At 39.3% G+C, this 23,648-nt stretch carries 24 protein-coding genes; 4 read left to right on the top strand and 20 right to left on the bottom strand.

Annotated features, from left to right (window positions below):
* The first annotated feature begins 76 nt into the window (after positions 1 to 76).
* Positions 77 to 505, top strand: a complete 429-nt coding sequence (locus SK086_RS11745; RefSeq protein ID WP_324691868.1) for a hypothetical protein — start codon at positions 77 to 79, stop codon at positions 503 to 505.
* A gap of 103 nt (positions 506 to 608) precedes the next feature.
* Here the strand turns inward: SK086_RS11745 and SK086_RS11750 are convergent, their stop codons facing one another.
* The 8 genes from SK086_RS11750 to SK086_RS11785 form a co-directional block, all read right to left on the bottom strand.
* The gene (locus SK086_RS11750) at positions 609 to 884 is read right to left on the bottom strand and encodes an ATP-dependent Clp protease adaptor ClpS (protein ID WP_290874861.1); all 276 of its coding nucleotides are present in this window, start codon (positions 882 to 884) and stop codon (positions 609 to 611) included.
* Positions 885 to 940: 56 nt separating this feature from the next.
* Positions 941 to 1,774: a 50S ribosomal protein L11 methyltransferase gene (gene prmA, locus SK086_RS11755; RefSeq protein ID WP_324691869.1), complete on the bottom strand. Its 834-nt coding sequence runs from the start codon at positions 1,772 to 1,774 to the stop codon at positions 941 to 943.
* A 66-nt stretch (positions 1,775 to 1,840) separates the two neighbouring features.
* A complete protein-coding gene (locus SK086_RS11760) occupies positions 1,841 to 2,308 on the bottom strand; it encodes a hypothetical protein (RefSeq protein WP_290874855.1) in 468 nt (155 codons plus the stop codon).
* 150 nt (positions 2,309 to 2,458) lie between these two features.
* A complete protein-coding gene (tpiA, locus tag SK086_RS11765; protein WP_290874852.1) occupies positions 2,459 to 3,211 on the bottom strand; it encodes a triose-phosphate isomerase in 753 nt (250 codons plus the stop codon).
* On the bottom strand, positions 3,211 to 3,708 hold the full coding sequence (locus SK086_RS11770; protein WP_324691871.1) for a TlpA family protein disulfide reductase: 498 nt from the start codon (positions 3,706 to 3,708) through the stop codon (positions 3,211 to 3,213). The genes tpiA and SK086_RS11770 overlap by 1 nt, the downstream gene beginning before the upstream one ends.
* Positions 3,709 to 3,725: 17 nt before the next feature.
* Positions 3,726 to 4,034, bottom strand: a complete 309-nt coding sequence (locus SK086_RS11775) for a hypothetical protein (protein ID WP_324691872.1) — start codon at positions 4,032 to 4,034, stop codon at positions 3,726 to 3,728.
* Positions 4,035 to 4,283: 249 nt separating this feature from the next.
* Entirely contained in the window at positions 4,284 to 5,375 is a 1,092-nt protein-coding gene (locus SK086_RS11780; RefSeq protein ID WP_324691873.1) for a MauE/DoxX family redox-associated membrane protein, read from the bottom strand.
* Positions 5,376 to 5,458: 83 nt separating this feature from the next.
* The gene (locus SK086_RS11785; protein WP_324691874.1) at positions 5,459 to 6,001 is read right to left on the bottom strand and encodes a DUF1599 domain-containing protein; all 543 of its coding nucleotides are present in this window, start codon (positions 5,999 to 6,001) and stop codon (positions 5,459 to 5,461) included.
* Positions 6,002 to 6,136: 135 nt separating this feature from the next.
* Here SK086_RS11785 and folP point away from each other — a divergent pair, with 135 nt between their 5' ends.
* Together folP and SK086_RS11795 are read left to right on the top strand one after the other, a co-directional pair.
* Positions 6,137 to 6,967, top strand: coding sequence for a dihydropteroate synthase (folP, locus tag SK086_RS11790; RefSeq protein WP_290874837.1), 831 nt, complete (start codon positions 6,137 to 6,139; stop codon positions 6,965 to 6,967).
* 15 nt (positions 6,968 to 6,982) lie between these two features.
* Positions 6,983 to 7,612: a hypothetical protein gene (locus SK086_RS11795; protein ID WP_290874834.1), complete on the top strand. Its 630-nt coding sequence runs from the start codon at positions 6,983 to 6,985 to the stop codon at positions 7,610 to 7,612.
* Positions 7,613 to 7,629: 17 nt separating this feature from the next.
* Here the strand turns inward: SK086_RS11795 and rlmH are convergent, their stop codons facing one another.
* From rlmH to SK086_RS11820, 5 genes are all read right to left on the bottom strand, one after another.
* A complete protein-coding gene (rlmH, locus tag SK086_RS11800; protein WP_290874831.1) occupies positions 7,630 to 8,103 on the bottom strand; it encodes a 23S rRNA (pseudouridine(1915)-N(3))-methyltransferase RlmH in 474 nt (157 codons plus the stop codon).
* Positions 8,104 to 8,179: 76 nt separating this feature from the next.
* Positions 8,180 to 8,920, bottom strand: coding sequence for a shikimate dehydrogenase family protein (locus SK086_RS11805; protein ID WP_324691875.1), 741 nt, complete (start codon positions 8,918 to 8,920; stop codon positions 8,180 to 8,182).
* A complete protein-coding gene (locus SK086_RS11810; RefSeq protein ID WP_324691876.1) occupies positions 8,921 to 10,321 on the bottom strand; it encodes a tetratricopeptide repeat protein in 1,401 nt (466 codons plus the stop codon).
* Between the two features lie 168 nt (positions 10,322 to 10,489).
* Positions 10,490 to 11,677: an aspartate aminotransferase family protein gene (locus SK086_RS11815; RefSeq protein WP_324691877.1), complete on the bottom strand. Its 1,188-nt coding sequence runs from the start codon at positions 11,675 to 11,677 to the stop codon at positions 10,490 to 10,492.
* Positions 11,678 to 11,734: 57 nt separating this feature from the next.
* The gene (locus SK086_RS11820; protein WP_324691965.1) at positions 11,735 to 13,378 is read right to left on the bottom strand and encodes an OstA-like protein; all 1,644 of its coding nucleotides are present in this window, start codon (positions 13,376 to 13,378) and stop codon (positions 11,735 to 11,737) included.
* A 222-nt stretch (positions 13,379 to 13,600) separates the two neighbouring features.
* Between SK086_RS11820 and SK086_RS11825 the strand changes: the two genes are divergently transcribed.
* Entirely contained in the window at positions 13,601 to 15,475 is a 1,875-nt protein-coding gene (locus SK086_RS11825; protein WP_407652328.1) for an alpha-amylase family protein, read from the top strand.
* Positions 15,476 to 15,522: 47 nt separating this feature from the next.
* Here SK086_RS11825 and SK086_RS11830 read toward each other — a convergent pair whose 3' ends face one another.
* The 7 genes from SK086_RS11830 to SK086_RS11860 all read right to left on the bottom strand — a co-directional run bounded on the left by SK086_RS11830 (position 15,523) and on the right by SK086_RS11860 (position 23,635).
* The gene (locus SK086_RS11830; protein WP_324691878.1) at positions 15,523 to 16,794 is read right to left on the bottom strand and encodes an adenylosuccinate synthase; all 1,272 of its coding nucleotides are present in this window, start codon (positions 16,792 to 16,794) and stop codon (positions 15,523 to 15,525) included.
* A gap of 30 nt (positions 16,795 to 16,824) precedes the next feature.
* A complete protein-coding gene (locus SK086_RS11835; protein ID WP_324691879.1) occupies positions 16,825 to 17,031 on the bottom strand; it encodes a hypothetical protein in 207 nt (68 codons plus the stop codon).
* 9 nt (positions 17,032 to 17,040) lie between these two features.
* On the bottom strand, positions 17,041 to 17,493 hold the full coding sequence (locus SK086_RS11840; RefSeq protein WP_290875296.1) for a Fur family transcriptional regulator: 453 nt from the start codon (positions 17,491 to 17,493) through the stop codon (positions 17,041 to 17,043).
* Positions 17,494 to 17,574: 81 nt separating this feature from the next.
* Positions 17,575 to 19,794, bottom strand: coding sequence for a RelA/SpoT family protein (locus SK086_RS11845; RefSeq protein ID WP_324691880.1), 2,220 nt, complete (start codon positions 19,792 to 19,794; stop codon positions 17,575 to 17,577).
* A gap of 86 nt (positions 19,795 to 19,880) precedes the next feature.
* Complete coding sequence (locus tag SK086_RS11850; RefSeq protein WP_324691881.1) at positions 19,881 to 21,425, bottom strand: serine hydrolase; 1,545 nt, start codon at positions 21,423 to 21,425, stop codon at positions 19,881 to 19,883.
* Between the two features lie 69 nt (positions 21,426 to 21,494).
* Positions 21,495 to 22,283, bottom strand: coding sequence for a TrmH family RNA methyltransferase (locus SK086_RS11855; protein ID WP_324691882.1), 789 nt, complete (start codon positions 22,281 to 22,283; stop codon positions 21,495 to 21,497).
* 20 nt (positions 22,284 to 22,303) lie between these two features.
* A complete protein-coding gene (locus SK086_RS11860) occupies positions 22,304 to 23,635 on the bottom strand; it encodes a DUF58 domain-containing protein (protein WP_324691967.1) in 1,332 nt (443 codons plus the stop codon).
* Between the last annotated feature and the right edge of the window lie 13 nt (positions 23,636 to 23,648).

The raw sequence follows: 23,648 nt of genomic DNA on the forward strand, positions 1-23,648 counted from the left end.
GTTAAATGCGTCGAATTTCTTCATAATATTTAACGCATTATCTTAATCGTTCATCTTATTCAAATTAACTAGAATTATGATAATTAATCCTAAAAACGGTATCGACCAACTGCTATTCGGAATGAAGCAAAACCATGTGGAAGCGCTTTACGGTAAGCCTTCGAAACAATTCAAAGATGAAGACGGCAATGTGCTGTATTTGTACAATGCCAAAAAGTTGAGTCTGACTTTCTATGAAGATGAAGATTTTAGGTTAGGTTATATGGCTTGTTCCCATCCGGATAGTACGGTTTTAGGAAATAAAGTGATTGGTAAGAATATTGAAACGCTTAAATCTGACTTGCCTTTTAAATCGTGGTCAACGGAGGATTTTGATTCTTTCGAAAATCATTTCAACGAAAGCAACTGGTTGATTTTACAAGCCGAGTTTGGTGATGTTGTGCGCGTGGAAATTGGCGCTATCATCAAAGACAACGACGAATTTGATTGGAAGCATAAAGAATGAAGATTTAAGAATGAAGATTTAAGAATGAAGAATGAAGATTTAAGATTGCTGATTTTAGACTTCTGAAATCAAAAATCAAAAATCAGCAATCAGCAATCAGCAATCACACGATTTCCGCACTTAAACCGGCTTCTAACAATTGTGTACACTGTGGTTTTAACTCGTCGAAAGGACCGGTTTTTACCGTACATTTCCCTTTATAATGCACCAAGATAGCGCATTGCTCGGCTTGTTCGGAGGTGTGTTGGCATACGCGAATTAACGTATCAATCACGTGGTCGAAAGTATTTACATCGTCGTTGTACAATACAATTTCGTTGTTGGTTCCGATTTGTTCTTCGACTAAAACGTCTTCTTGTATTTTTTCTATCGTGCTCATTTTTCCGCTTTCGAGTTTATGGTTTCGGGTTCGATTGACTAAACTTGATCGTGTTATTAATAACGGTATTTCAAAGAAACCCAATTGTTTCTTTCGAATTGCTTTACAAAAGTTAGTCCTTTTTCCGTGCAACTGGCGTCGATAAACGGAATGTCTTCGGTGTAAAAACCACTTAATAACAAGATGCCGTCTTTGTTCAAACAATCCACGTATTGTTGCATATCGTTTAATAAGATATTGCGATTGATATTGGCGATGATTAAGTCGTATTTTTTGCCTTTTAACATAGCGGCGTCACCTTCGTAAACGGTGATTTCTTTGCAATGATTGCGTTCTGCATTTTCAATAGAATTCAAATAACACCAATTGTCAATGTCGATAGCATCAATAGGTTTAGCGCCTTTCATTTCGGCTAAGATGGCTAAGATGGCTGTTCCGCAACCCATGTCGAGTGTTTTCATTCCGGCTACATCAGTTTCCAATAAATGTTGGATCATCATGTGCGTGGTTTCGTGGTGACCGGTTCCGAAACTCATTTTCGGTTCGATTACAATATCGAATTCGGCATCGGTTTTGGCGTGAAACGGAGCGCGTACGTGGCATTTGCCGTCCACATCAATCGGTTCGAAGTTCTTTTCCCATTCTTCGTTCCAATTCACTTGGTCGATTTCTTCTATGGTATAAGAAATTTTAAATTCGGGGGAAGTCAGCAAGTATATATCTTCTAAAATATCTTCCGTCCACAAATCTTTCTGAATGTAAGCACTAAAACCATCTTCGGTTTCAATGAAACTCTCGAACGGTTTTTCGCCTAATTCGGCGATTAAGATTTCAGAACCTAGTTCTTTCGGTTCAACGGTAAAATGATATCCCAAATATATGTTTGACATGACTGTAATTTTTGACAAAGGTAATTATCCCGTAGCTTTGAGGAAAGCATTTTGTCAAAAAGAAATTTAGTCCATTTTTACGACACTTTTTAAGTTAGCGTCGGGTAATTCATCCGGTGCGACTGTAAAGACCATCAGCTTTTTGTAGCGCTTGTCGTTGCTGTCATACATATAAGTCATGGTGTTTTCTTTCGGATTGTAAATCAATCGGGCACGCATGAATTTTGATTGTATCGACCAAGCGCCTTCGTTTTCACTGTCTTTAGTGAAGTTGTAAATCGAACCATGGTGCATGCGAACTTGTCCGTTATCCACCATACTGATTACGATATAGCCGTTGGTTTTGGAGCCAATTTCACGTATATCGATGATCGAATGTTCGTATTCCGTTTCTACTAATTCGTATTTTTGAAAATCGGCATTCCAAACATAATATTTGCGGGTATCAGATTGAAATCGTTTCTGTGTATCCAATTGGGCTTGCAATTGGCTAAATCCAAGCAAGAGAAGTAATAGTAAAAGTTTTGATTTCATCGGTATTTGTTTGATTTGTGACGCAGTAAATATAAGTCATATAATCGTTAAAATGCAAATAAAATCGATAAAAAACACTTTTATTCTTTTTATTATAAAAAAAACCTTTCAAATTAATGAAAGGTTTCAAGTCGTTCAGTTTTATAATTTTTATACGCCGTTTACAATAGCGGCGAAGTCACTGGCTTTTAAAGCAGCACCGCCAATCAAGCCACCATCTACATCGGGTTTTGAAAAAATTTCTTTGGCATTGTCCGGTTTTACACTACCGCCGTATAAGATTGAAACCTCTTCTGCCACGTTACTGCCGTATCTTTTACGAATGGTTTCGCGGATAAATTCGTGCATTTCTTGGGCTTGTTCCGGTGAAGCGGTTTCTCCGGTTCCTATAGCCCAAACGGGTTCGTAAGCCAAAATGATTTTTTCCCAATCGTTGTTTTCTAAATGGAATAAGCCATCACGCAATTGGTTTTCCACTACATTGAAATGTTGGTTGTTTTGGCGGTCTTTCAATTCCTCTCCGAAGCAAAAAATTACCGTCATGTCGTGTTTTAAAGCCGTAGTTACTTTTTGGGCCAAAATAGTATCGGTTTCATGAAAATAGGCTCTTCTTTCAGAATGTCCAAGAATAACGATGTTTACGCCGATACTTTTGAGCATGTCGGCCGAGATTTCGCCGGTGTAGGCACCATTTTCGTTTTGGTGCATATTTTGTGCAGCCACGGCTATATTGGTAAACTCCAAATGATCTACTGCCGAAGCCAAATTGATAAACGTAGGCGCTACTATAATTTGAGCGTCAACATCCTGAGGTAATTGGTCTATCAAGTCGTTTAACAAATCTTCGGTTTCTTCCGCATTTTTATTCATTTTCCAGTTTCCGGCAACAATTTTTTGTCTCATTATTCTAGGGTTTTTAAAGTAGCATTAATCGATTCAAAATCGGTTTCTATGGCGCGATAGGTGATGATTTTTCCGTTTTTATCTAAAATGATGTATCTCGGAATCCAATCCACATCAATCGATTTTCCGAATTCGCCTTTCATTCCGTCTGTTACCCAGTAATGGTCGCCTTTGAGCTCGTGTTTTTCAATTCCGGCCAGCCATTTGTCAAAAGCTTTATCCATCGAAATAAAAACCATGTCAACAGTTGGATGATTGGCTTGCATTTCTTTTACCTTAGGCATGGCTTTGACACAATCACTGCACCAAGAAGCCCAAATTTCAATAATGGTAACTTTACCTTTGTGTTTTTTTAGAAGTTCTTTAAAAGTGACTTTCTTGTTGTCAGGCAATACCAACTCTTTTTGCATGGTTTCCTTTGAAAACTCTTTAATTTGAGCATTGGAACACGACAAGGTAGTTATGGCAGCCACAAGGTATAACGCTATTTTTTTCATGGTTTTCTTTTACTTAGCTATATGGTTGAACTCTCTTTTTTTTGATGCTTCAGAAACACAATTTTATGCTTTCTTCTTTTGTTTTCTTTTCTTTTTTTTCTTCTTTTTTGATCGTATAGGTATTTTAGAATAAGCACAACTCCCAAGCCGCTAACGGCCATTAAAGTGGTACCGATAAGGATGTGAATGGTATGTCCCAAAGGTGGTTCTTCCATGGTGGCTATATAATTCAAAAAATAATAGCCAATCCCAAAGACAATAGCACTCAGGAGAATTCCCCAAAAGGCTTTTTCATTGTCTTTTCTTGACATAATGTATTTGATCATAAAGTGGTATTTAGTGTCAAAAAACTAATTGGTTCTCAAAATATTAATCCATCTCAAACACAAAACGGCATTTACCGGTACGAGTAATAGACCTAAAATGATTCTGAGTGGAAACTCATAAAGCAGGGTGTTATTTTCACTAAAGAACAACAAATAAATTCCCAAGCATAAAAACATCCATGATATAAAAATATTAAAATAAATTTTAGTTTTTAACATTATGAAAGATATTAAGCCGTGACGTTTATTTTATTTTTTTAATTCCGAGTAAGGTTTGTTGATAAGCTTCTCAAAATCAATCACATCGAATTTATTATCGGTAATGCCCCAATAGTATTTGTATTCGTTTCCGTTCCATAAATATTTGACACCCGGCGTATCTTTACCGGAACCTAAGACTTTCCAGAACGGAATCACTTCGATGATTTTATAGGGATATTCCGCTCCGGCGTATTTAAAGAAATTCGGAATCAAATCGGCCTCTTCATTCATGAAAATGATGGAGATTTCCGGAAAATCTTTAGTTTTCTTGCGCAATTCGGTCAATTCCTTAGCGGCATCTCTACAATGATCACAACCCGGAACAAAGAAACAAAGTGTTTTACGTCCTTTGTCGATGTGTGAGAAATACTGAGCGTAACCCGATTTGTGTTTGGTTGGTTCATTCAGTTCCGCTTTTATCTCGGGTTTTACTTCAGTTGTCTTTTTTACAGTATCTTTTACGATAACCTGAGTAGCAACAGTATCAATAGGACTGGCAACAACGGTATCATTTACGCTTTCTTCCGGTTCGGAAACAGTGAACTGACTTTCCAAAGGTTGAATCGGTGCCAGCATGAATAGCGCTAAAATGGATGCTAAAGTTACCGTTGTAAGCATCCAAAAGTTATGTCCTTTTTCATTGTTTTTTGGCACAATCATTAACAGCCAAACCAACAATCCCATAGCCGCTACGTTTTTTAAAATAGCTTCGATAGGTGTCATCGGTAACAAACTTCCGAAACAACCACAGTTGCCTGAATTTCCACCGTTTTGAATGGTTTCTATCGTTAAATGAGCCGTAAAAACAAACAATAACAATATAGTAGCCGGAACGATAATGCTTCGCAAAAAGTTTTTCTGCAAAATCAAAAAGCCCAAAGCCAATTCAATACCGATTAGTACTCTGGAAAAGTAAGGCGCAAATCCTTCAGAAAAGCCCATTGGATACAATTGCTTTACCTCAAAAGTAGAAATGGCAAAATAAGGCGACGGATACAGTTTGGCTACCGCCGAAAGTAAAAACAAAAACGAAATTACAATTCGAATGCCCCAAGCGATGTTATTTTTTGATGTATTCATTATACTAAGTTTCAAATATTAAAAAGCAAATTCCAAATAAGTTTCAAAAACCGAAAACTAAAATTCAATAGATTTCTTTCTGTTTATTGTCCAAATTTCATTAGAATCAACGCAAAAACCGAATAATTAATCATGTCTTGATAATTAGCATCAATGCCTTCCGAAACGATGGTTTTACCTTGATTGTATTCAATTTGTTTCACGCGAAGTAGTTTTTGCAGAATCAAATCGGTTAGCGAACTCACGCGCATTTCACGCCAAGCTTCGCCGTAATCGTGGTTTTTGGCTTCCATCAACGATTTGGTTAAAGCCACTTTCGCATCGAACAATTCGGTGGCTTTCGCTAAATCTAAATCGGGTTGTTCTACTACACCCAAGTCCAACTGAATTAAGGCCATAATAGAATAATTGATAATGCCGATGAATTCACCACTTTCGTCTTCGTCAACTTTTCGGATGTCATTTTGTTGCAAACTGCGAATGCGTTGTGCTTTGATGAAAATTTGGTCGGTTAACGACGGCAATCTTAAGATGCGCCAAGCACTACCGTAGTCTTTCATTTTATTGATGTACAGTTGTCGGCAAATTGCGATAACCTTGTCATATTCTTGAGAAGTATTACTCATTTCAGTGTATCTTTGTATCAAATTTTCCCAAAAGTAAAGAATTTTTTTGATTGCCGAGGGATGAATACAGTTTAGTAATTTCAGTTTTAAGCATATTTTAACGGAAGTCAGTCTAACCACCACAAACACCGGAAAATGACGATCAATTGTCGCGGAAACCTAATCGATTTAACGATTCCCAAAGTGATGGGTATTTTAAATGTTACCCCGAATTCTTTTTACGACGGCGGCAAGTATGCCAATGACAAAGCCTTGCTGAACCAAGCAGAAAAAATGCTGGAGGAAGGCGCAACATTTATCGATATTGGTGCGTATTCGAGTAAGCCGAGTGCTGAATTTGTTTCGGAAGCTGAAGAAGCCGAACGATTGGTTCCGGTAGTACAACTGATACTGCAACATTTTCCTGAAGCCCTGATTTCTGTTGATACTTTTAGAGCCAATGTAGCCAAAGCGGCTTTGGAAGCCGGTGCTTGTATAGTAAACGATATTGCGGCCGGTGGTTTAGACGAACAAATGATGCAAACCGTAGCCGATTTTCAGGTGCCGTACATCATGATGCACATGAAAGGTAATCCGCAAACCATGCAAAGTTTGGCGCAGTACAACAACATCACTAAAGAAGTCTTGTTTTATTTCTCGGAGAAAATAGCACAAGCCCGAAGTTTTGGCATCAACGATTTGATTGTAGATCCTGGTTTTGGTTTTGCTAAAACAACCGAACAAAACTTTGAACTGTTGGCTAATTTAGAGTTGTTCGACCGTTTGGAGTTGCCAATATTAGTTGGCGTTTCCCGAAAATCAATGATTTATAAAACGTTAGAGACTACGGCCGAATTTGCGCTTAACGGTACAACAGTGTTGAATACAATAGCTTTACAAAAAGGTAGCACTATTTTAAGAGTACATGATGTGAAAGAAGCTGTAGAATGCGTAAAATTGCACCAAAGTTTAATGGCTAAAAATTAAATCCCCAAAACTAAAATGAAAAAGACAGTCTTACTACTATTTTCAATGTTGTTGATGTCCTGCGGCAAAGACAAAGAAGTGTTGTTGCCGGTTGCTCAAGAAACAATAGTGGCTGAAGTGAAAGATCATTCGCCGATTTATTTCTTTTTTAACGCTAACGAGAAAGATACTTTGGTCGAAGTGAATCGTAATAATTCCATTAGTTCTACCAATTGGTTGTTTAACATTGATAAGCGCTTGCCGTTGCGCAAAGTGATTTTGGAGATTAAAAAACTGCAAAACAAAAAAGACAACAGCGCCCACAAGAACGAAGCTTCGGAGAACTATTTTACCTATACTGATACCGTAAAGAAAAATTTGGCGTTTATACCGTTTACTGAAATTCGTTATAAATTGGAGAAACCCGATTTTAACATTCGTCATTTTTATTTAGACCGAAACGATTTGGTGCATTACGACGAATTGGTTTTTTCTAAAAATCAGTTGGAAGAATTTATCAATAAAATGCCGAATACGCGCCTTTATTTTTCTTATGACAAAGGCATGTCGTTTGGGAAATACATCGAATACAAATTGTTTTTGAAGAAGCTGAACATTACCCAAAAAGGCGTAACCATCAAAACCAAACGCGAGTACATATACTAAACTCTAACTTCGTACTTTTATTGATGATGATACGGTTCGTTGCGCAATATGGTAAAACCGCGGTACAGTTGTTCTATAAAGAATAACCGAACCATTTGATGGGAGAAAGTCATTTCGGAAAGCGAGACTTTGCCTTGGGCTTTTTTATAAACTTCGGCACTAAAGCCATACGGTCCGCCAATCACAAAGACTAAGGTTTTGGTACCCGAATTCATTTTCTTTTGCAAATAATCTGAAAATCCGACACTCGAAAAAGTAGCACCGTTTTCATCCAGTAAAATCAATTGATCGGTTGGCGTTAATTTGCCTAAAATCAATTCGCCTTCTTTCTCTTTTTGTTGTGCTTCCGAAAGATTCTTAACGTTTTTGATATCGGGTATAATGTCTAAATCAAACTTGATGTAAAAAGACAAGCGTTTGGTATAATCGTCAATTAACGATTGTAAAGCCTTGTTGTCGGTTTTGCCAATGGCGATTAGCTTAATATTCATTATTCTTTATTTGAATCATAAAAGGCATAAGTTCTTTATCTGTCTTAATCGAACTTAAATGCCTTACATGGTGAAACTATTTATTCCAAATTTTCCAAGCCTTTTCTGCTTGCAACACTAACATTTCGTAACCGTTTTTGGTAATGGCGCCTTGTTGTTTGGCTTTTTTCAAAAATAAGGTTTCTTCGGGATTGTAAATCAAATCGAAGGCGATGTGTTTGTGAGTAAAAAACTCAAATGGAATAGGAGGAAAGGCCTCAGTATTTGGACTGGTTCCCAAAGGTGTACAATTGATAATAATGTGATAATTATCGAAAGTCGTTGCGTTAATTCGCTCATAATCAATCACGCCTTCCTTTTCTTCTCGAGAGACAAATGTATAAAGTATACCGAGCTGTTTCAAGGCAAAAGCCACTGCTTTAGCGGCGCCTCCGGTTCCTAAAATCAATGCTTTTTGATGATGCGGTTGGAGCAGTGGTTCCAAAGATTTCATAAAACCATAATAATCCGAGTTGTAGCCTTTTAGATTTCCTTTTTTGGTGAACCGAATCACATTGACAGCGCCAACTTTAGCGGCTTTATCAGATAATTGGTCTAAATAAGGAATAACCGCTTCTTTATAAGGAATGGTAACGTTTAAGCCTTTGAGTTGAGGATTGTTAGTAATGAGTTGCGGAAATGCTTCTATCGATTGGATATCGAAGTTGTCATAAATACAATCCTCCAGATGGCCTGAAGCAAACTTTTCGGTAAAGTACTTTTTGGAAAACGAATAGGCAATGTTTTTTCCGATCAGACCAAATTGTCTCTTCGACATTTATTCCGGTTTTTGATGTTTGGCAATATACTCTTGCACCGATGGTCTTTCCCAAACTCTCGGGAATAATTCCGCTAAAATGGTGCTGTGTTTCGAGTTCAAACGCAAGCCGTTGCTCAAATGGAAGTTGCCTTTTTCTTCTTCGTGTAAAGAGAAATGCAAGCCGGACAAACGGTATTCAATCTCGCACTCTTCCGGAAAATATTCCGAAGCTTGAATCAATGTCAGTATCGCATTATTGGTTTCGCCCATATTTTGCATCATGTCCACCCAAAACAACCAAGTGTCTAATTGGTAATCACCAAACTCTACTGCTTTTCGGTAACCGAATTCGGCTTCTTCAAACAAATTCATGGCTTTGTTGATGGTCGCAAAACGCTTCCAATACAAACGATTTTGGTCGTCTATAGCCAAGGCTTTGTTGACATAAAATAGGGCTTTTTGGTAATTTTTTTGGCGTACATAAAAATCGGTAATCGCAATCCAACCTTTGTCTAAAAGCGGATCTTCGTGTACAGTTTTGTTAAAATATTTTAAGGCTTCGACTTTGTTGCCCAGTTTCTCATAACATTTTCCGATGCGCAATAAGGCATAAGAAGTAGGATCGTCTAATTCAATAGTACGTTGATAGCTTTCGATGGCTTCTTCGTGTCGTTTTAAACGCTCTAAGGCTTTCCCTTTTTCCATGAAAGCACCCAAAAATTCGTCATCGATATAGGTCGCAAATTCAAAGGCGCGAACTGCATTTTCGTAATCTTTCACACCATAATACAAACGCCCGGATTGGTGCCAAGCAATTTCGCTGTACGGATTACGGTCGATATACGTTTTTAGGTATTCGATGGCTTCCAAGTTCTGGTCTAAAAACTCAAAACAGTACACCACATTATAAAGCGCGGATTGATCTTCAAAATCTTCTTCCAAACATTTAATGAAATTCGCTTTGGCCAATTCCAAGTTGTCCATAAAAAGGTATTCCATTCCGATTAAGTTGTACACATCCGCTAAATCTTCGGTATATTTTAACGCAATTTGTAAAAACTCAACCGCTTTTTCGTGCTTGTCTCTTTTGGAATAAATATTGGCTTTTTGAATAAATATTTCTTCGTTGGTAGGTTCGATGGCGTACAATTCGTTGAGTAATTTTTCCGCCTGATCCAATTTGTCTTCGTACACCAACATTTCTACCTGAACCAGTTTCAGACCTGTCGACTTAGGATGTTGCTCTAAGCCTAACTTAAGTGCTTTTTTAGCCATAGTGGCTTTTCCCATATCGAGATAATGCAGTATGATTTCCTCGAATTCCTCTGAATCAAAAAATAAAACTTTGTTGGTTTTCAACATCGATTCAAATTTCGCTAAGGATAAGTTGTAGTCTTCTTCGTCGTGATCCAGGTGCATACTAGTAGGTGTTAAAATTATCCTTAATAAAATTAGGGAAACGGGGTTCGTATTTTTGTTGGGTTAATTGATTGTTGTAAACAATTTAATTAACAATAATGATTGTCGATTTAAGAGTAACGATTTATGATTTAAGATTTTAAATCTACAATCTGAAATCGTTAATCATCATTCTTCATTCATCACTTCATTCATCGCTTCAAGGATGATGGCGCAACCTTCTTTGATTTCTGCTTCAGAAATGGTGAGCGGCGGCGTAATTCGGATGGCACAACCTTCAAACAACAACCAAAATAAAATCAATCCTTTGTCTTGGCATTTGAAAATTACTTTATTGGTAATTTCCGGGTCGCTGGTCATAGCGGCCAACATTAAGCCTCGTCCTCGGATTTCGTTTATCAAAGGATGTACCAAAAGCTCTCGGAATAGCTTTTCTTTGGCTAAAGATTGCTGTGCGTAGTCTTTTTCCAGTACTTCTTGCAGCGTGGCCAAGCTGGCTGCCGCAATGACAGGATGTCCGCCAAAGGTGGTAATGTGTCCTAATTTAGGGTCGTGACTCAACAAATCCATATGCTTTTCATGGGCGATAAATCCGCCAACAGGCATGCCGCCGGCCATTCCTTTACCTATAATCACTACATCGGGCACTACATTGTAGTTTTCAAATCCGAATAATTTTCCGGTACGACCAAATCCGGGTTGGATTTCATCAATAATCATTAAAGCGCCAACTTCCTCGCAACGTTTTTTAACCTTAGCCAAGAAATCGTTTTGAGGCTCGATAAAACCGGCTCCGCCTTGGATGCTTTCCAAGATAATTCCGGCGGTTTTGGTGGTGATTTTTTCCAAGTCGGCTTCGTTGTTAAACGTAATGAAATCGACATCCGGAATCAAAGGACGGAAGATTTGCTTGCGTTCTTCAAAACCCATCACACTCATCGAACCCATAGTGTTCCCGTGGTAAGCGTTGTGGCAAGAAATCAATTGGCTTCTACCGGTAACACGACGCACCAATTTCAAAGCACCTTCGCAGGCTTCGGTACCTGAGTTGACCAAATAAATTTTGTTCAAACTTGGCGGCAAATGTTCCACCAATAATTTGCAGTAGGCCACAGCCGGATGTTGGGCGTATTCGCCGTAAACCATCACGTGTGAATACTTGTTCAATTGATCAATAATGGCCTGATTTACTCTCGGATGTTGGTGTCCCAACGAACAAGCGGAAACTCCGGCTACAAAATCGAGGTATTTTTTATTATGAGTATCGTAAATATAAGAACCAACAGCATGTGATACTTCCATGCCTAACGGATAGGGAGAAGTTTGTGCTTGGTATTTTAAAAAATCTGCTTTCATGATATGTAGATTGTCAGTTGTCAGTTATCGGTCATGAAATAAGACTGAATGCTGAGACTATTGTGCCTTGGCTTTTGCTCCGTTCTCTTTCTCTTTTTTGGCGACTTTGGCTTTCGGACTCGGATTGTTTTTGTCGTAGTCCAAGGTTTCTTTGGAAGGCAAAAGCGGTTTGTTGTCTTGATCCATTTCGGCTTTGCGTTCGGCTTGAATTTTGGCGTCTAATTCGTTTTCTTCCGGAGGGAAAATATCGTCTTTCGACTTGATGCGCTCGTCACCGCGCCAAATAAATCCGCGTAACTTTCGGGCGTTTTCAGGTAAATCTTTTTCGGGATAGATATCGCCGTCAATCTGGTTGTAATTGGTAATGGTTTCGATAGTATTTTTATCCAAAACCATATTGATTTTACTGCTTACGCTTTTGTTGATGCCAATGAGTTCTTGTTGGTCATTGCGCATGTAATAAATGACTTCAGTGTTTTTGATGATATCGACTTCCCGCAACTTATTGTCTTCAAATTTACCGTATAAATTTTGCCCTTTCACCTGATTGTATCCGGTGCCGAGCGTATCTTTTGAAACGATAAAAGCATTGTTCAATACCTTAAGTGAATCCAATTTTTCGGTTTTATTATTACCGATAAGATGCATGACATCACCGGTCATCTGGTTTTCATAATTCCACAAAATCGGATTTTTGATCAATTTGGTCAAGCCGGTTTTTTGGTCCGAATGAATCGAATCGCATTTACCGCTCATATCGGTTTTGTAAAAGCGGACGTTGTTAAAGGCTCGCACTATGCGTTCGCCGGGTTTTCCGGTTACTATCATTTTCTTACCGTGCACGTACATCGAATCGTTTTCCACTAAAGTTATGGCCACGGCTCTTTTGGTAATCATCATCGAATCTTTTTGGGTTTTCAGATTGCGATAAATTTCGGCATAATGGCCTTTGATTACCCCTTTGTTGATAGAATCGGTGACTTTGACATTGTTGGTCGCCGATGCATATTCCCGGTTTCTATCGTAGTACAAACTGTCGCCCTCAATGCGGCGGTCTTTGTATTTGATGTAGGATTTTCGTTTGAAATAGGCCAAATTCTTTTTGGTATCGTAAAATCCTTTTTCGGTGTAAATGAAATTTTCTTTACTGGTTATGGTAGAAGGACCAAATAAATAGGAGTGACCCGAATTGGTGTAATAATCCAAGTGATTCGATTTAATCGTGTATTTCGGATTGGTAATGGTTACGGCGGTCAGGAAACGGAACTTTTTCTCGTTGGCATAATAGCGTCCGGATTTACTTTTTAAGGTGTTTTCTCGGTTGGTAATTGTCCCGTAAGTATTGTAAAAAGCTTCTTGGGTATTGCGATCGAAGTTGATGGTATCGGTCACCAATTTTGATTCGGGAGAACGCATGACTACGTTTCCGGTGGCATACGCTTGCTTGATTTCGCCATTGTACTCGGCGTATTTACTGTTTAAAAAAAGCGTGTCGCCTTGTACCATTTGGACATCGCCGAAAGCCTTGATATAGTTTTCTTTTTGAAAGAAATAAGCTTTGTTACAAGTAAAAACTACGCCTTCATGACTCACTCTTACATTGCCTCGCAACAATAATGCGTCCGGAATTTCGGTTTGGTTGATGTCGGCAAAATCGGAATACTCTACGTTAATTTGTGATGATTTTTTTTGGGCAGTCATCCCATTAACAACCAACAAACAACATCCGATGTAAAAAAGTAACTTTTTCAAATGGTTGAATTTTAATTTTTACAGCTCAATCCAAAGGATTCGAGTGGGCAAATTTATGAAAATAGCAGCAATACAAGCCTTTATTAAGAATTATTTATGGTGTTCATATTTCAATCATTTCTTTATATTTGTCACAACGCCGCAACGCTTTAATTGTTGGGCCGAAATACTATGAAAACAAAAATTTTACTGCTGATGGCTGTGGGTTGTACGTTGAATGCAACTGTAGCACAAAACAATAAAAATGTGCCAATGATGAAAAAAGTAGAGGCTGTAGAAAAGCCCCAAAAGTATGTAGTGTACCAAGTTTTTACCCGTTTGTTCGGTAATAAGAAAACCACCAATAAACCTTGGGGCACTATAGAAGAAAACGGCGTTGGGAAATTCAATGATTTTACCGATACCGCTTTGCAAGAAATTAAAAAATTAGGGGTTACTCATATTTGGTATACCGGAGTGCCACACCACGATGTGATTAGGGATTACACCAAATACGGTATTTCTAATGATGATCCCGATGTAGTAAAAGGCCGCGCCGGTTCGCCGTATGCTGTTAAAGATTATTACAACGTAAATCCTGATTTAGCGGTAGATCCGGCTAAAAGATTAGAAGAATTTGAAGCTTTAATTTCCCGTACACACAAGCATCGATTGAAAGTGATAATCGATATTGTGCCCAATCATATTGCCCGAAACTACAAAGGATTAACCAACCCGAAAGGGGTAAAGGATTTTGGGGCCGACGATGACACTTCGGTGGAATATGCCCGAAACAATAATTTTTATTACATCCCGAATACGCCTTTTGAAGTGCCGACCTCTCCGGATTATAAACCGCTCAACGGAGAAGTAAATCCGCTTAGTGACGGTAAGTTTTCGGAGTTTCCGGCCAAGTGGACCGGCAACGGATCGCGTATGGCCAAACCGGATATTAATGATTGGTATGAAACGGTAAAAGTAAATTATGGTGTAAGACCCGATGGCACCAAAGACTTCCCGGAATTGCCTGCCGGATATGACGAAAAGGATTATGCCGCTCACTTTGCTTTTTGGAAAGATAAAGACGTGCCGGATTCTTGGAAGAAATTCCGCGATATTGCGTTGTATTGGATTGAAAAAGGCGTAGACGGTTTCCGTTATGACATGGCCGAAATGGTACCGTATGAGTTTTGGAGCTATATGAACTCGAGTATCAAAATGAAAAACCCCAAAGCCTTTTTGTTGGCTGAAGTTTACAATCCGAAGGAATACCGCAATTACATCAAGTTGGGTAAAATGGATTATTTATACGATAAGGTAGAAACGTATGACCATTTGAAAGCGGTGATCAAAGGTAATGCCTTACCGGATGCACTTTCAGATATCCAAAACAATATGTCGGATATCGAACATCATATGCTACATTTCTTAGACAATCACGATGAACAGCGTTTGGCCAGTCCGGAATTTGCCGGCACTCCCGAAAAAGGGAAGCCACTTATGGTAGTTTCGGCTACGATTAGTTCTTCTCCAACTATGATTTATTTCGGACAAGAAGTGGGCGAGCCCGGCAATGAAGACGCCGGTTTTGGCAAACGTTCCCGAACGTCTATCTTTGATTATATCGGAGTGCCGCACCACCAACGCTGGATGAACGGTGGTAAATTTGATGGAGGTCAACTATCCAACAGCGAAAAAGCGTTGCGTGATTTTTACAGTCGATTGCTGAATTTTACTTTAAACAGTAGCGCTATGTTGGGTAAATTCCAAGAAATTCAATCAGTGAATCGCAAAGAGACGCAAAATTACGATCAGGGATTATATTCTTTCGTACGTTACAGCGAAGATGAAAAGCTGATTGTTATTGCCAATTTCTCTTGGGTTACCACCAGCAGAATTGACTTAATAGTGCCTGAGGATATAATAGCCGCTTGGAAATTAACCGATGGCAGTTACACGGTAAAAGACCAATTATATGGTAGTAGTACTGTTCTCAACGTAGTAAACGGTAAAGGAACCATTCATTTGAATATCAAACCAAGCGAGTCGTTTATCTTTAAATTATAAAAAGAAACCCTTTCAGTCCCGAAGCCTCGGGAGAAAGGGTTTTTTATTTATCGCGTTATCGTTTGTTTTCTATCCGGTCCAACCGAAACTATTTTTATTGGTACTTCGACTTCTCTTTCTATGAATTCGATATACTCTTTTAATTCTTTCGGTAAGTTCTCGTAAGTTGTCATACCGGTTAAATCGGCTTGCCAGCCTTTGAATTCGGTATAAATCGGCGTTACGTTTTCTTCTTCGATATTGTATGGTAAATGGTGAATCACTTCGCCTTTGTAGTTGTAAGCGGTACAAACTTTGAGCGTGTCAAAGCCTGAAAGTACATCGCCTTTCATCATCATCAATTGGGTTACGCCGTTAATTTGGATAGCGTATTTCAAAGCCACTAAATCCAACCAACCGCAACGTCTTTTTCTGCCGGTTACCGAGCCAAATTCGTTACCCACTTTGGCCATAACATCGCCATCTTCACCAAAATCTTCCGTTGGGAATGGTCCGGAACCTACACGAGTGGTGTACGCTTTGAAAATACCGTATACTTCTTTGATTTTGTTTGGAGCGATACCTAAACCGGTACAAGCGCCGGCTGCTGTGGTGTTCGAAGAAGTGACAAACGGATAAGTTCCGAAGTCAACGTCTAATAACGAACCTTGAGCGCCTTCACAAAGAATGGATTTACCGGCTTTTTGGGCTTGTGCCAAATATTCCTCACTGTCGATGAAAGTGAGTTTTTTCAAATCTTCAACAGCTTCAAAGAATTCTTTCTCTAATTCGGGTAAGTTGTATTGGATATTCACGTCATAAAACGCAATCATTGCCTCGTGTTTGTCGGCTAAAGCACGGTATCTTTCTTTGAAGTCGGCCAATTCGATATCGCCTACGCGAATTCCGTTACGACCGGTTTTGTCCATATATGTTGGTCCGATACCTTTTAAGGTGGAACCGATTTTGGCTTTTCCTTTTGCCGCTTCAGATGCAGCATCTAACAAGCGATGTGTCGGTAAAATCAAATGGGCTTTTCTGGAAATAATCAATTTCGATTTTAAATCGAGGTTGAATTTGGCCAAGCCATCAATTTCGCTTTTAAAAACTACCGGGTCAATCACGACGCCGTTTCCAATGATATTGATGTTATTGCTGTGAAAAATCCCGGATGGAATTGTTCTCAACACGTGTTTGATACCGTCAAATTCCAAGGTATGTCCTGCATTTGGTCCGCCTTGAAAACGCGCAATAATGTCGTATTTTGAAGTTAGTACATCGACAATTTTTCCTTTTCCTTCATCGCCCCATTGTAATCCGAGTAGTAAATCTACAGTCATTGTGTTGTTGTGTTGTGGTTTGTAAGTTGTTTAGTTTTTATTTTTCGGGAGGAAATCCCATTGTAAGAAATGATTCAGTACACCTAGAACCACAGCAGTAGTAAAACTTACTGCTAAGGTTTTCAAAAAGAAAGCCGTTGTAAAATCGCCCAAAAATAGCTGAAAAACCACTTTGTAAACGGTTGAGAATACGAATACAGTTATAAAGGTGATTTTAAAGAAATTTCGTTGCGGCATTATTGGTATTTAGGATTTTTTAGTAGCGTAAAAATACAACGAGTGGTTGTGGATGTCTATCCCGAAAATATCTTCGATAGTTTGCTTGATGGTTTGAATTCTTGGGTCGCAAAACTCAATTACCTCGCCTGTATCGGTCATGATTACGTGGTCGTGTTGTTTGTCGAAATACGATTTCTCGTAATGCGCTTGGTTTTGTCCAAATTGGTGTTTGCGCACCAAACCACAATCCAACAAAAGTTCAATCGTGTTGTATAAGGTTGCCCTTGAAACACGGTAGTTTTTGTTTTTCATTTTGATGTACAAATTTTCGATATCAAAATGTTCTTCGCTATCGTAAATCTCCTGAAGAATCGCATAGCGCTCAGGGGTTTTACGGTGCCCGTTATTTTCCAAGTAGAGCGTAAAAACGTTTTTTACGGTTTCTTGATTTTTTAGATTATCGGATGCAATTTGTGTCATGCCGCAAAGGTAATTTTTTTTGTTTAAGGTTTCAAAGTTTCGAGTTCAAAGTTTCGAGTTCAAAGTTTCAAAACTTCTAACTCAATTCGTATAGACCCTGGTTACTTTGTCTACACCATCAATCTTCTTGATATTGTCTATCAGTTTTTTAAGTATGTTGTTGTTTTGGACAATCACCGAAACTTGCCCGTTAAAAATACCGGCTTCACCACTCAACGAGATGCTTTGGATGTTCACGTGCATGTTGTTCGAGATTACTTTGGTCAGCTCGTTAGTCAATCCCAAACTGTCCATACCGGTAATTTTGAGTGTGGCTTTAAATTCCTGTTGGGTCGAATCAATCCATTTGGCCGGCATGATGCGATAAGCGTAATTGGATTGCAGTGTAATGGCATTTGGACAATCTTTTTTGTGGACTTTGATGCCTTCGTTGATCGTAATAAAACCGAAAACTTCATCGCCCGGAATAGGATTGCAACAGCTGGCCAATTTATAATCGAGCTTGTCTTGCTCTGTACCAAAAACCAACAAATCATAGTTTTTACTCAACTCTTGTTTATTGATGTCATCCGGATTAGAGCTCGGCGAACGTTTGATTTTACTCTTGAAGAAGTTCATCAAACTGTTGCTCTTTTGTGCAGCGAAATCTTTTAGCTGTTGGTTCTCAATCGATCCGATACCCACGCGATAAAACAAATCCAAGCTGGTTTTGAGTTTGAAAAAATTAACCAATTCGTTTACCACGTTTTCATTCAAAGTAATCTTCAAATGTTTCAGTTTACGAGTCAGCAATTCTTTTCCGTCTTCGGCAATTTTCTTGGTATTTTCGTTAAGTACGTTTCGTATTTTGTTCTTGGCGCGAGAAGTCGTTACATAATCCAACCAGTTAATCGTTGGCTTTTGATGAACCGAAGTGATTACTTCGATTTGATCACCGCTTTTGAGTTCATGATTCAGCGGTACCAATTTTCCGTTCACGCGCGTTCCTCGGGTTTTGATGCCGATTTCCGAGTGTATACTGAAGGCGAAATCTAAGGAAGTCGCGCCTTTCGGTAACGATTTGATTTCTCCTTTTGGGGTAAAGACGAAGATTTCTTTGGCGTACAAATTCATTTTGAAATCTTCCACAAAATCCACCGCGTTGGTTTCCGAACTTTCCAAAGCTTCTTTGAGCAGGTTTAACCAAACGTCCAAACCGCTTTCTTCTGTAGCGCCTTGTTTGTATTTGTAGTGCGCTGCATACCCTTTCTCGGCAATTTCGTCCATGCGCTCGCTGCGTACCTGAATTTCCACCCAACGGCCTTTCGGTCCCATAACGGTAATGTGCAAAGCTTCGTAACCGGTGGATTTGGGTTGGGAAATCCAATCGCGCAAACGACTCGGACTCGGACGATAATGATCGGTTACGATGGAATAAATCTTCCAAGCCAAGAACTTCTCGTCGTGTAAATTGGATTTATAAATGATGCGCAACGCAAACTTGTCGTATACTTCATCAAAAGTCACATTTTGAGCCGCCATTTTTCTGCGGATGGAGTAGATGGATTTTGGTCGACCTTTGATAGTGTATTCAATGCCTTCTTCGTTGAGTGATTTTTTCAACACATCCGATATCGTGGCGATGTAGGCGTCTTGTTCTTCTTTGGTTTCTTTGATTTTGCTGACAATATCGAGATAAACATCAGGTTCAGTATATTTCAAACCTAAATCTTCCAGTTTGGTTTTGATGTTGTACAATCCCAATCGATGGGCGAGTGGCGCATAAATATAAAGTGTTTCCGAAGCAATTTTGACTTGTTTGTATTCCGGCATGGAATCCATAGTTTGCATATTGTGCAAGCGATCAGCAATCTTGATTAAAATTACCCGAACGTCATCGTTTAAAGTCAACAACATTTTGCGGAAGTTTTCCGCTTGCATTGAAATGTTCATGTCTTTTTTGACCTGCGCTATTTTGGTCAATCCTTCCACCAAGTGTGCAATTTTCGGATTGAACATGCGCTCGATGTCTTCGATAGTCACGTCGGTATCTTCTACCACGTCATGCATTAAGGCTGCTGCTATACTGCTGGCACCCAAACCAATTTCGGAGGCTACAATTTTAGCCACGCCAATCGGATGGAAAATATAGGCTTCACCGGATTTGCGGCGTTGGTCTTTGTGGGCATCTACTGCCACGTCAAAAGCTTTGCGAATCAGCTTTTTGTCAGCATCCGTCAGTGTTTGGTAACTGATGCGGAGCAATTCTTTGTATTCACGGGCAATTGCCTTGTTTTCTTCTTCTAAATCAATCTCAATCATAGCCTTGTCTTCAATTCACTAAAATAGGAATAAATGATGAAAATTCCAAGCACTAAAATCTTGAAAATTTAACATCCAATCAGACACTATTTTACCCTGTGAAAATCCAAATCGTGAAAGTCATAACTGAAATCCGTCATAGGCGAAATGGCTTTCATTTTGAAGTGATTGATTGTGCCATCGGCATCCAAATCGAAGAAAATGTGTGCATCGGCATTGAAACTTCTCACGTTCCATTTCACCACAAAACTGCGGTCTTTTTGCCAGAAGATTTCGCCCACCAATCGTTTAGAACGTTTGGAGGCAAAATACCATTTGCCTTTTTGCTCGTAAATCGTCACTTCTCCAAACCAATTGTCTTTGAAAGTTCCGGTATATTGTTTGAAATCGATTTTGGTTTTCGCTGTCAAATTCTGATTGACTTCGGCCCAAACTTCATCGGTTACTTTATCAGCGTTGTCTTCTTTGGCTCGGCGTTCCTGCCCAAAATACGCCAAATGATCAAACTTCGGCAAGCCCAAATAACTGTCTTTTATGGTATTCGAAATCACAGTAAAGGCCGCACCGTTTTGTTGGTTGGTCAATACGATGATGCCCAATTTTACATCCGGAATCATGATGGTTTGTGTTACAATGCCATCCAAACCGCCGGTGTGCGACACTTGCAAATGGCCGTTGATGTCTTCTAAACGCCAACCCAAACCGTAACTGCGAAAATTAGAACTGTACGGATGCGGATTGTTCATGGGTAAGATGGTTTGCGGCGTCCACATTTCTTTCCACTGTTTTTCGGAGAATAGTTGTTGGTTTTCGTCATATTTTCCGTGGTTCATTTGTACAATCAACCAATGGCTCAATTCGTTTACCGAAGCATACAATCCGGCCGCTGCATCAAAAATCGGATTGGTGTAACGCGGTACAATTTCGAGCTTTCCGTTGGTTGGTACATGCGGTACGACTACATTGGTGGTGTCTTTTAGTCTTCTCCATGAAGCAGCACTTTTGGTCATGCCGATAGGTTTCATCAAACGTTCTTCCACAAAATCACACCAAGATTTTCCGGAGACTTTTTCAATCACTTCACCGGCAATCACATATAACAAATTGTCGTAGTCATATTGGGTTCTGAAACCGGAAACCGGTTTTAAATATTGAATATTTCTCACGATATCTCTGGGCGTGAAATCGTGTCCGTCGGGCCAAATCATCAAATCTCCGGCACCTAATCCTAGTCCGCTTTTGTGCGTCAGTAAATCGCGGATGGTGAATTCTTCCGTCACATAATCGTTGTACATCTTGAATTCAGGCAAGTATTTTTTTACTTTATCGTCCCAATTGATTTTGCCTTCATCTACCAAAATGGCCAAAGCGGAGGAGGTAAATGCTTTGCTGTTTGAGGCAATACCGACCAAAGTATTGGCGTCCATTTTTTGTTTCGTTTGGATGTTGGCAACACCGTAACCTTTGGCTAAAACCATTTTGCCGTCTTTGACAATGCCAACCGCTATGCCGGGCACGTTAAACGTTTTTAAGGTGTTTTCCACCAAAACATCTACTTCTTTTTCTGTAATTTGGGCCGAAAGACTTCCCAATGTAAAAAGGGAAATCGCGATAAATATGGTTTTTTTCATAAAGTATATTGTTTCAGATTACTTTATTAAACAATCTGCATTCTAAAATTGGTATTCATCATTCTGAAATCAAAATCCTCTTTGGCGTTTGGCTTCAAAAATCAAAATGGCGGCAGCTACCGAAACGTTCATGCTGTCGATGGCGCCTTGCATTGGGATAATGATATTTTGAGTGGCTTGATCACGCCAAGGTTGTGACAATCCGGTGGCTTCTGTGCCTACGACCAAAGCGGTAGGAGTAGTGTAGTTTTGGGTATGATAAGCCGTCGAATTCTGCAGCGTTGCGCTATAGAAATGAATATGATTTTGTTGTAAAAAGGCAATCGCTTCTTCAGTAGTAGCTATGGCAATTTGATTGGTAAACAAACAACCAACGCTGGAGCGAACGATATTTGGGTTATACAAATCGGTTTTGGGGTTGGCAATGATCACGGCGTCGACTTTAGCCGCATCGCAAGTACGCAACATGGCGCCTATATTTCCGGGTTTTTCTATGGCTTCCATCACTACAATGAGCGGATTTTCGGGTAACTTCAAATCTGCTAAACCCAGCGATTTGGTTTGAGCAACAGCTATGATGCCTTCAGTGGTATCGCGATACGCTAATTTTTGGTAGACTTCTTTCGAAATTTCGATGAATTCTACCGAATTAGGAATTCGTTTTCTGATTTCGGTTTCGGAGACCAATTCGGGTAAAAAGAGTATGGTTTCGAAAGTGTAATTCCCTTTAATAGCCAGCTCCATTTCGCGCAGTCCTTCAATCAGAAAGGTACCGGATTGCTTTCGGGCTTTGGCTTTTTCCTGCAAAAGCACCAAAGATTTGATAAACGGATTTTGAGCGCTGGTGATTTGTTTCATGCCGTAAAAGTACTCACTTTTTATAAAATGCCGCGCGCCTTGATTTCAAGGTATTTGTTGATGGTATCTAACGTAAGATTTTCCGGTTGGGTTAAAACAGAATGGATACCGTATTTTTTGAGTTCGGTGACGATGAGTTTTTTCTCGAAGATGAATTTTTCGGCGATGACTTTATCGTAAACATCTTGAATGGTATCGGCTTTTTTGTTGGTGATTTGATACAATTCGGTGTTTTGGAAAAAGACGACTACCAACAAATGACTTTTAGCTATTCCTTTTAAATAAGGTAGTTGTCGGTACAAACCATCCATCGTTTCGAAGTTGGTGTACAAGATAATCAAACTGCGTTGGTTGATGTTTTTCTTGATGTCGGCATACAAACGCGAGTAATCACTTTCGAAATAATCGGTTTTAACGTTGTATAAATTCTCCAGAATTTTTTGCATTTGCGACGTACGCTTTTCGGCTACTACGCGGTTTTCGACTTTTTTAGAGAACGAAAACATTCCGGCTTTGTCTTGCTTTTTTAAGATGACATTCGATAAAACCAAAGTCGCGTTAATGGCATAATCCAACAAACTCATTCCGTTGAAAGGCATTTTCATCACGCGACCTTTGTCGATAGCCATGTAAATGTTTTGCGATTTTTCGTCTTGGAATTGGTTCACCATCAAGCTGTTTTTCTTGGCTGTGGCTTTCCAGTTCAAGGTGCGAATATCGTCGCCTGGAACGTATTCTTTGATTTGCTCAAACTCCATCGTATGTCCAATCCGACGGATTTTTTTAACACCGTATTGGAATAAATTGTTGGAGAAAGCAATCAAATCATATTTGCGCAATTGGATATACGACGGATATGTCGGCACCATTTGGTCTTTGTCGAAACGGTATCGTTTGGAAATCAATTGTAAAGGCGAAGTCACGTAAACGTTTAAGTTGCCGAAGTGGTATTCACCTCGTTCTGTTGGTCGTAAATAGTATTGCACTTCGTCTTGTGCCGCGTTTTTGATCTTTCGCTTGATTTCAAAATTTCTGACTTGAAACTGAAACGGAATCTCGTCGATAATTTTGGCTTGAATGGCAAAAGTGTAGAAGTTTTTAACCGTTACTACAATCGGATTCTCATCGCCGTTGGAGAGTTTCTCAGGTGTGGTTCGATGTGCTTCGATGCCTTTTTTATTGCTGAAAAGAATCAAAATATCGATTACCAAAAAGACCAATAGAATGAAGAGCAAATACCAAGTTGCGTTGTACAAAGCCGGAAAAACAAAGGCCATACCAAACAGTGCTACTATGCCGATAAGCAAGTAGAAAAAGAAATTGTTGAGGTATAGCTGTTTGATAAAGTTCATCATAATGTTCCGT

The sequence above is a fragment of the Flavobacterium cheonhonense genome (assembly GCF_035671315.1).
Taxonomy (GTDB): Bacteria; Bacteroidota; Bacteroidia; order Flavobacteriales; family Flavobacteriaceae; genus Flavobacterium; species Flavobacterium cheonhonense.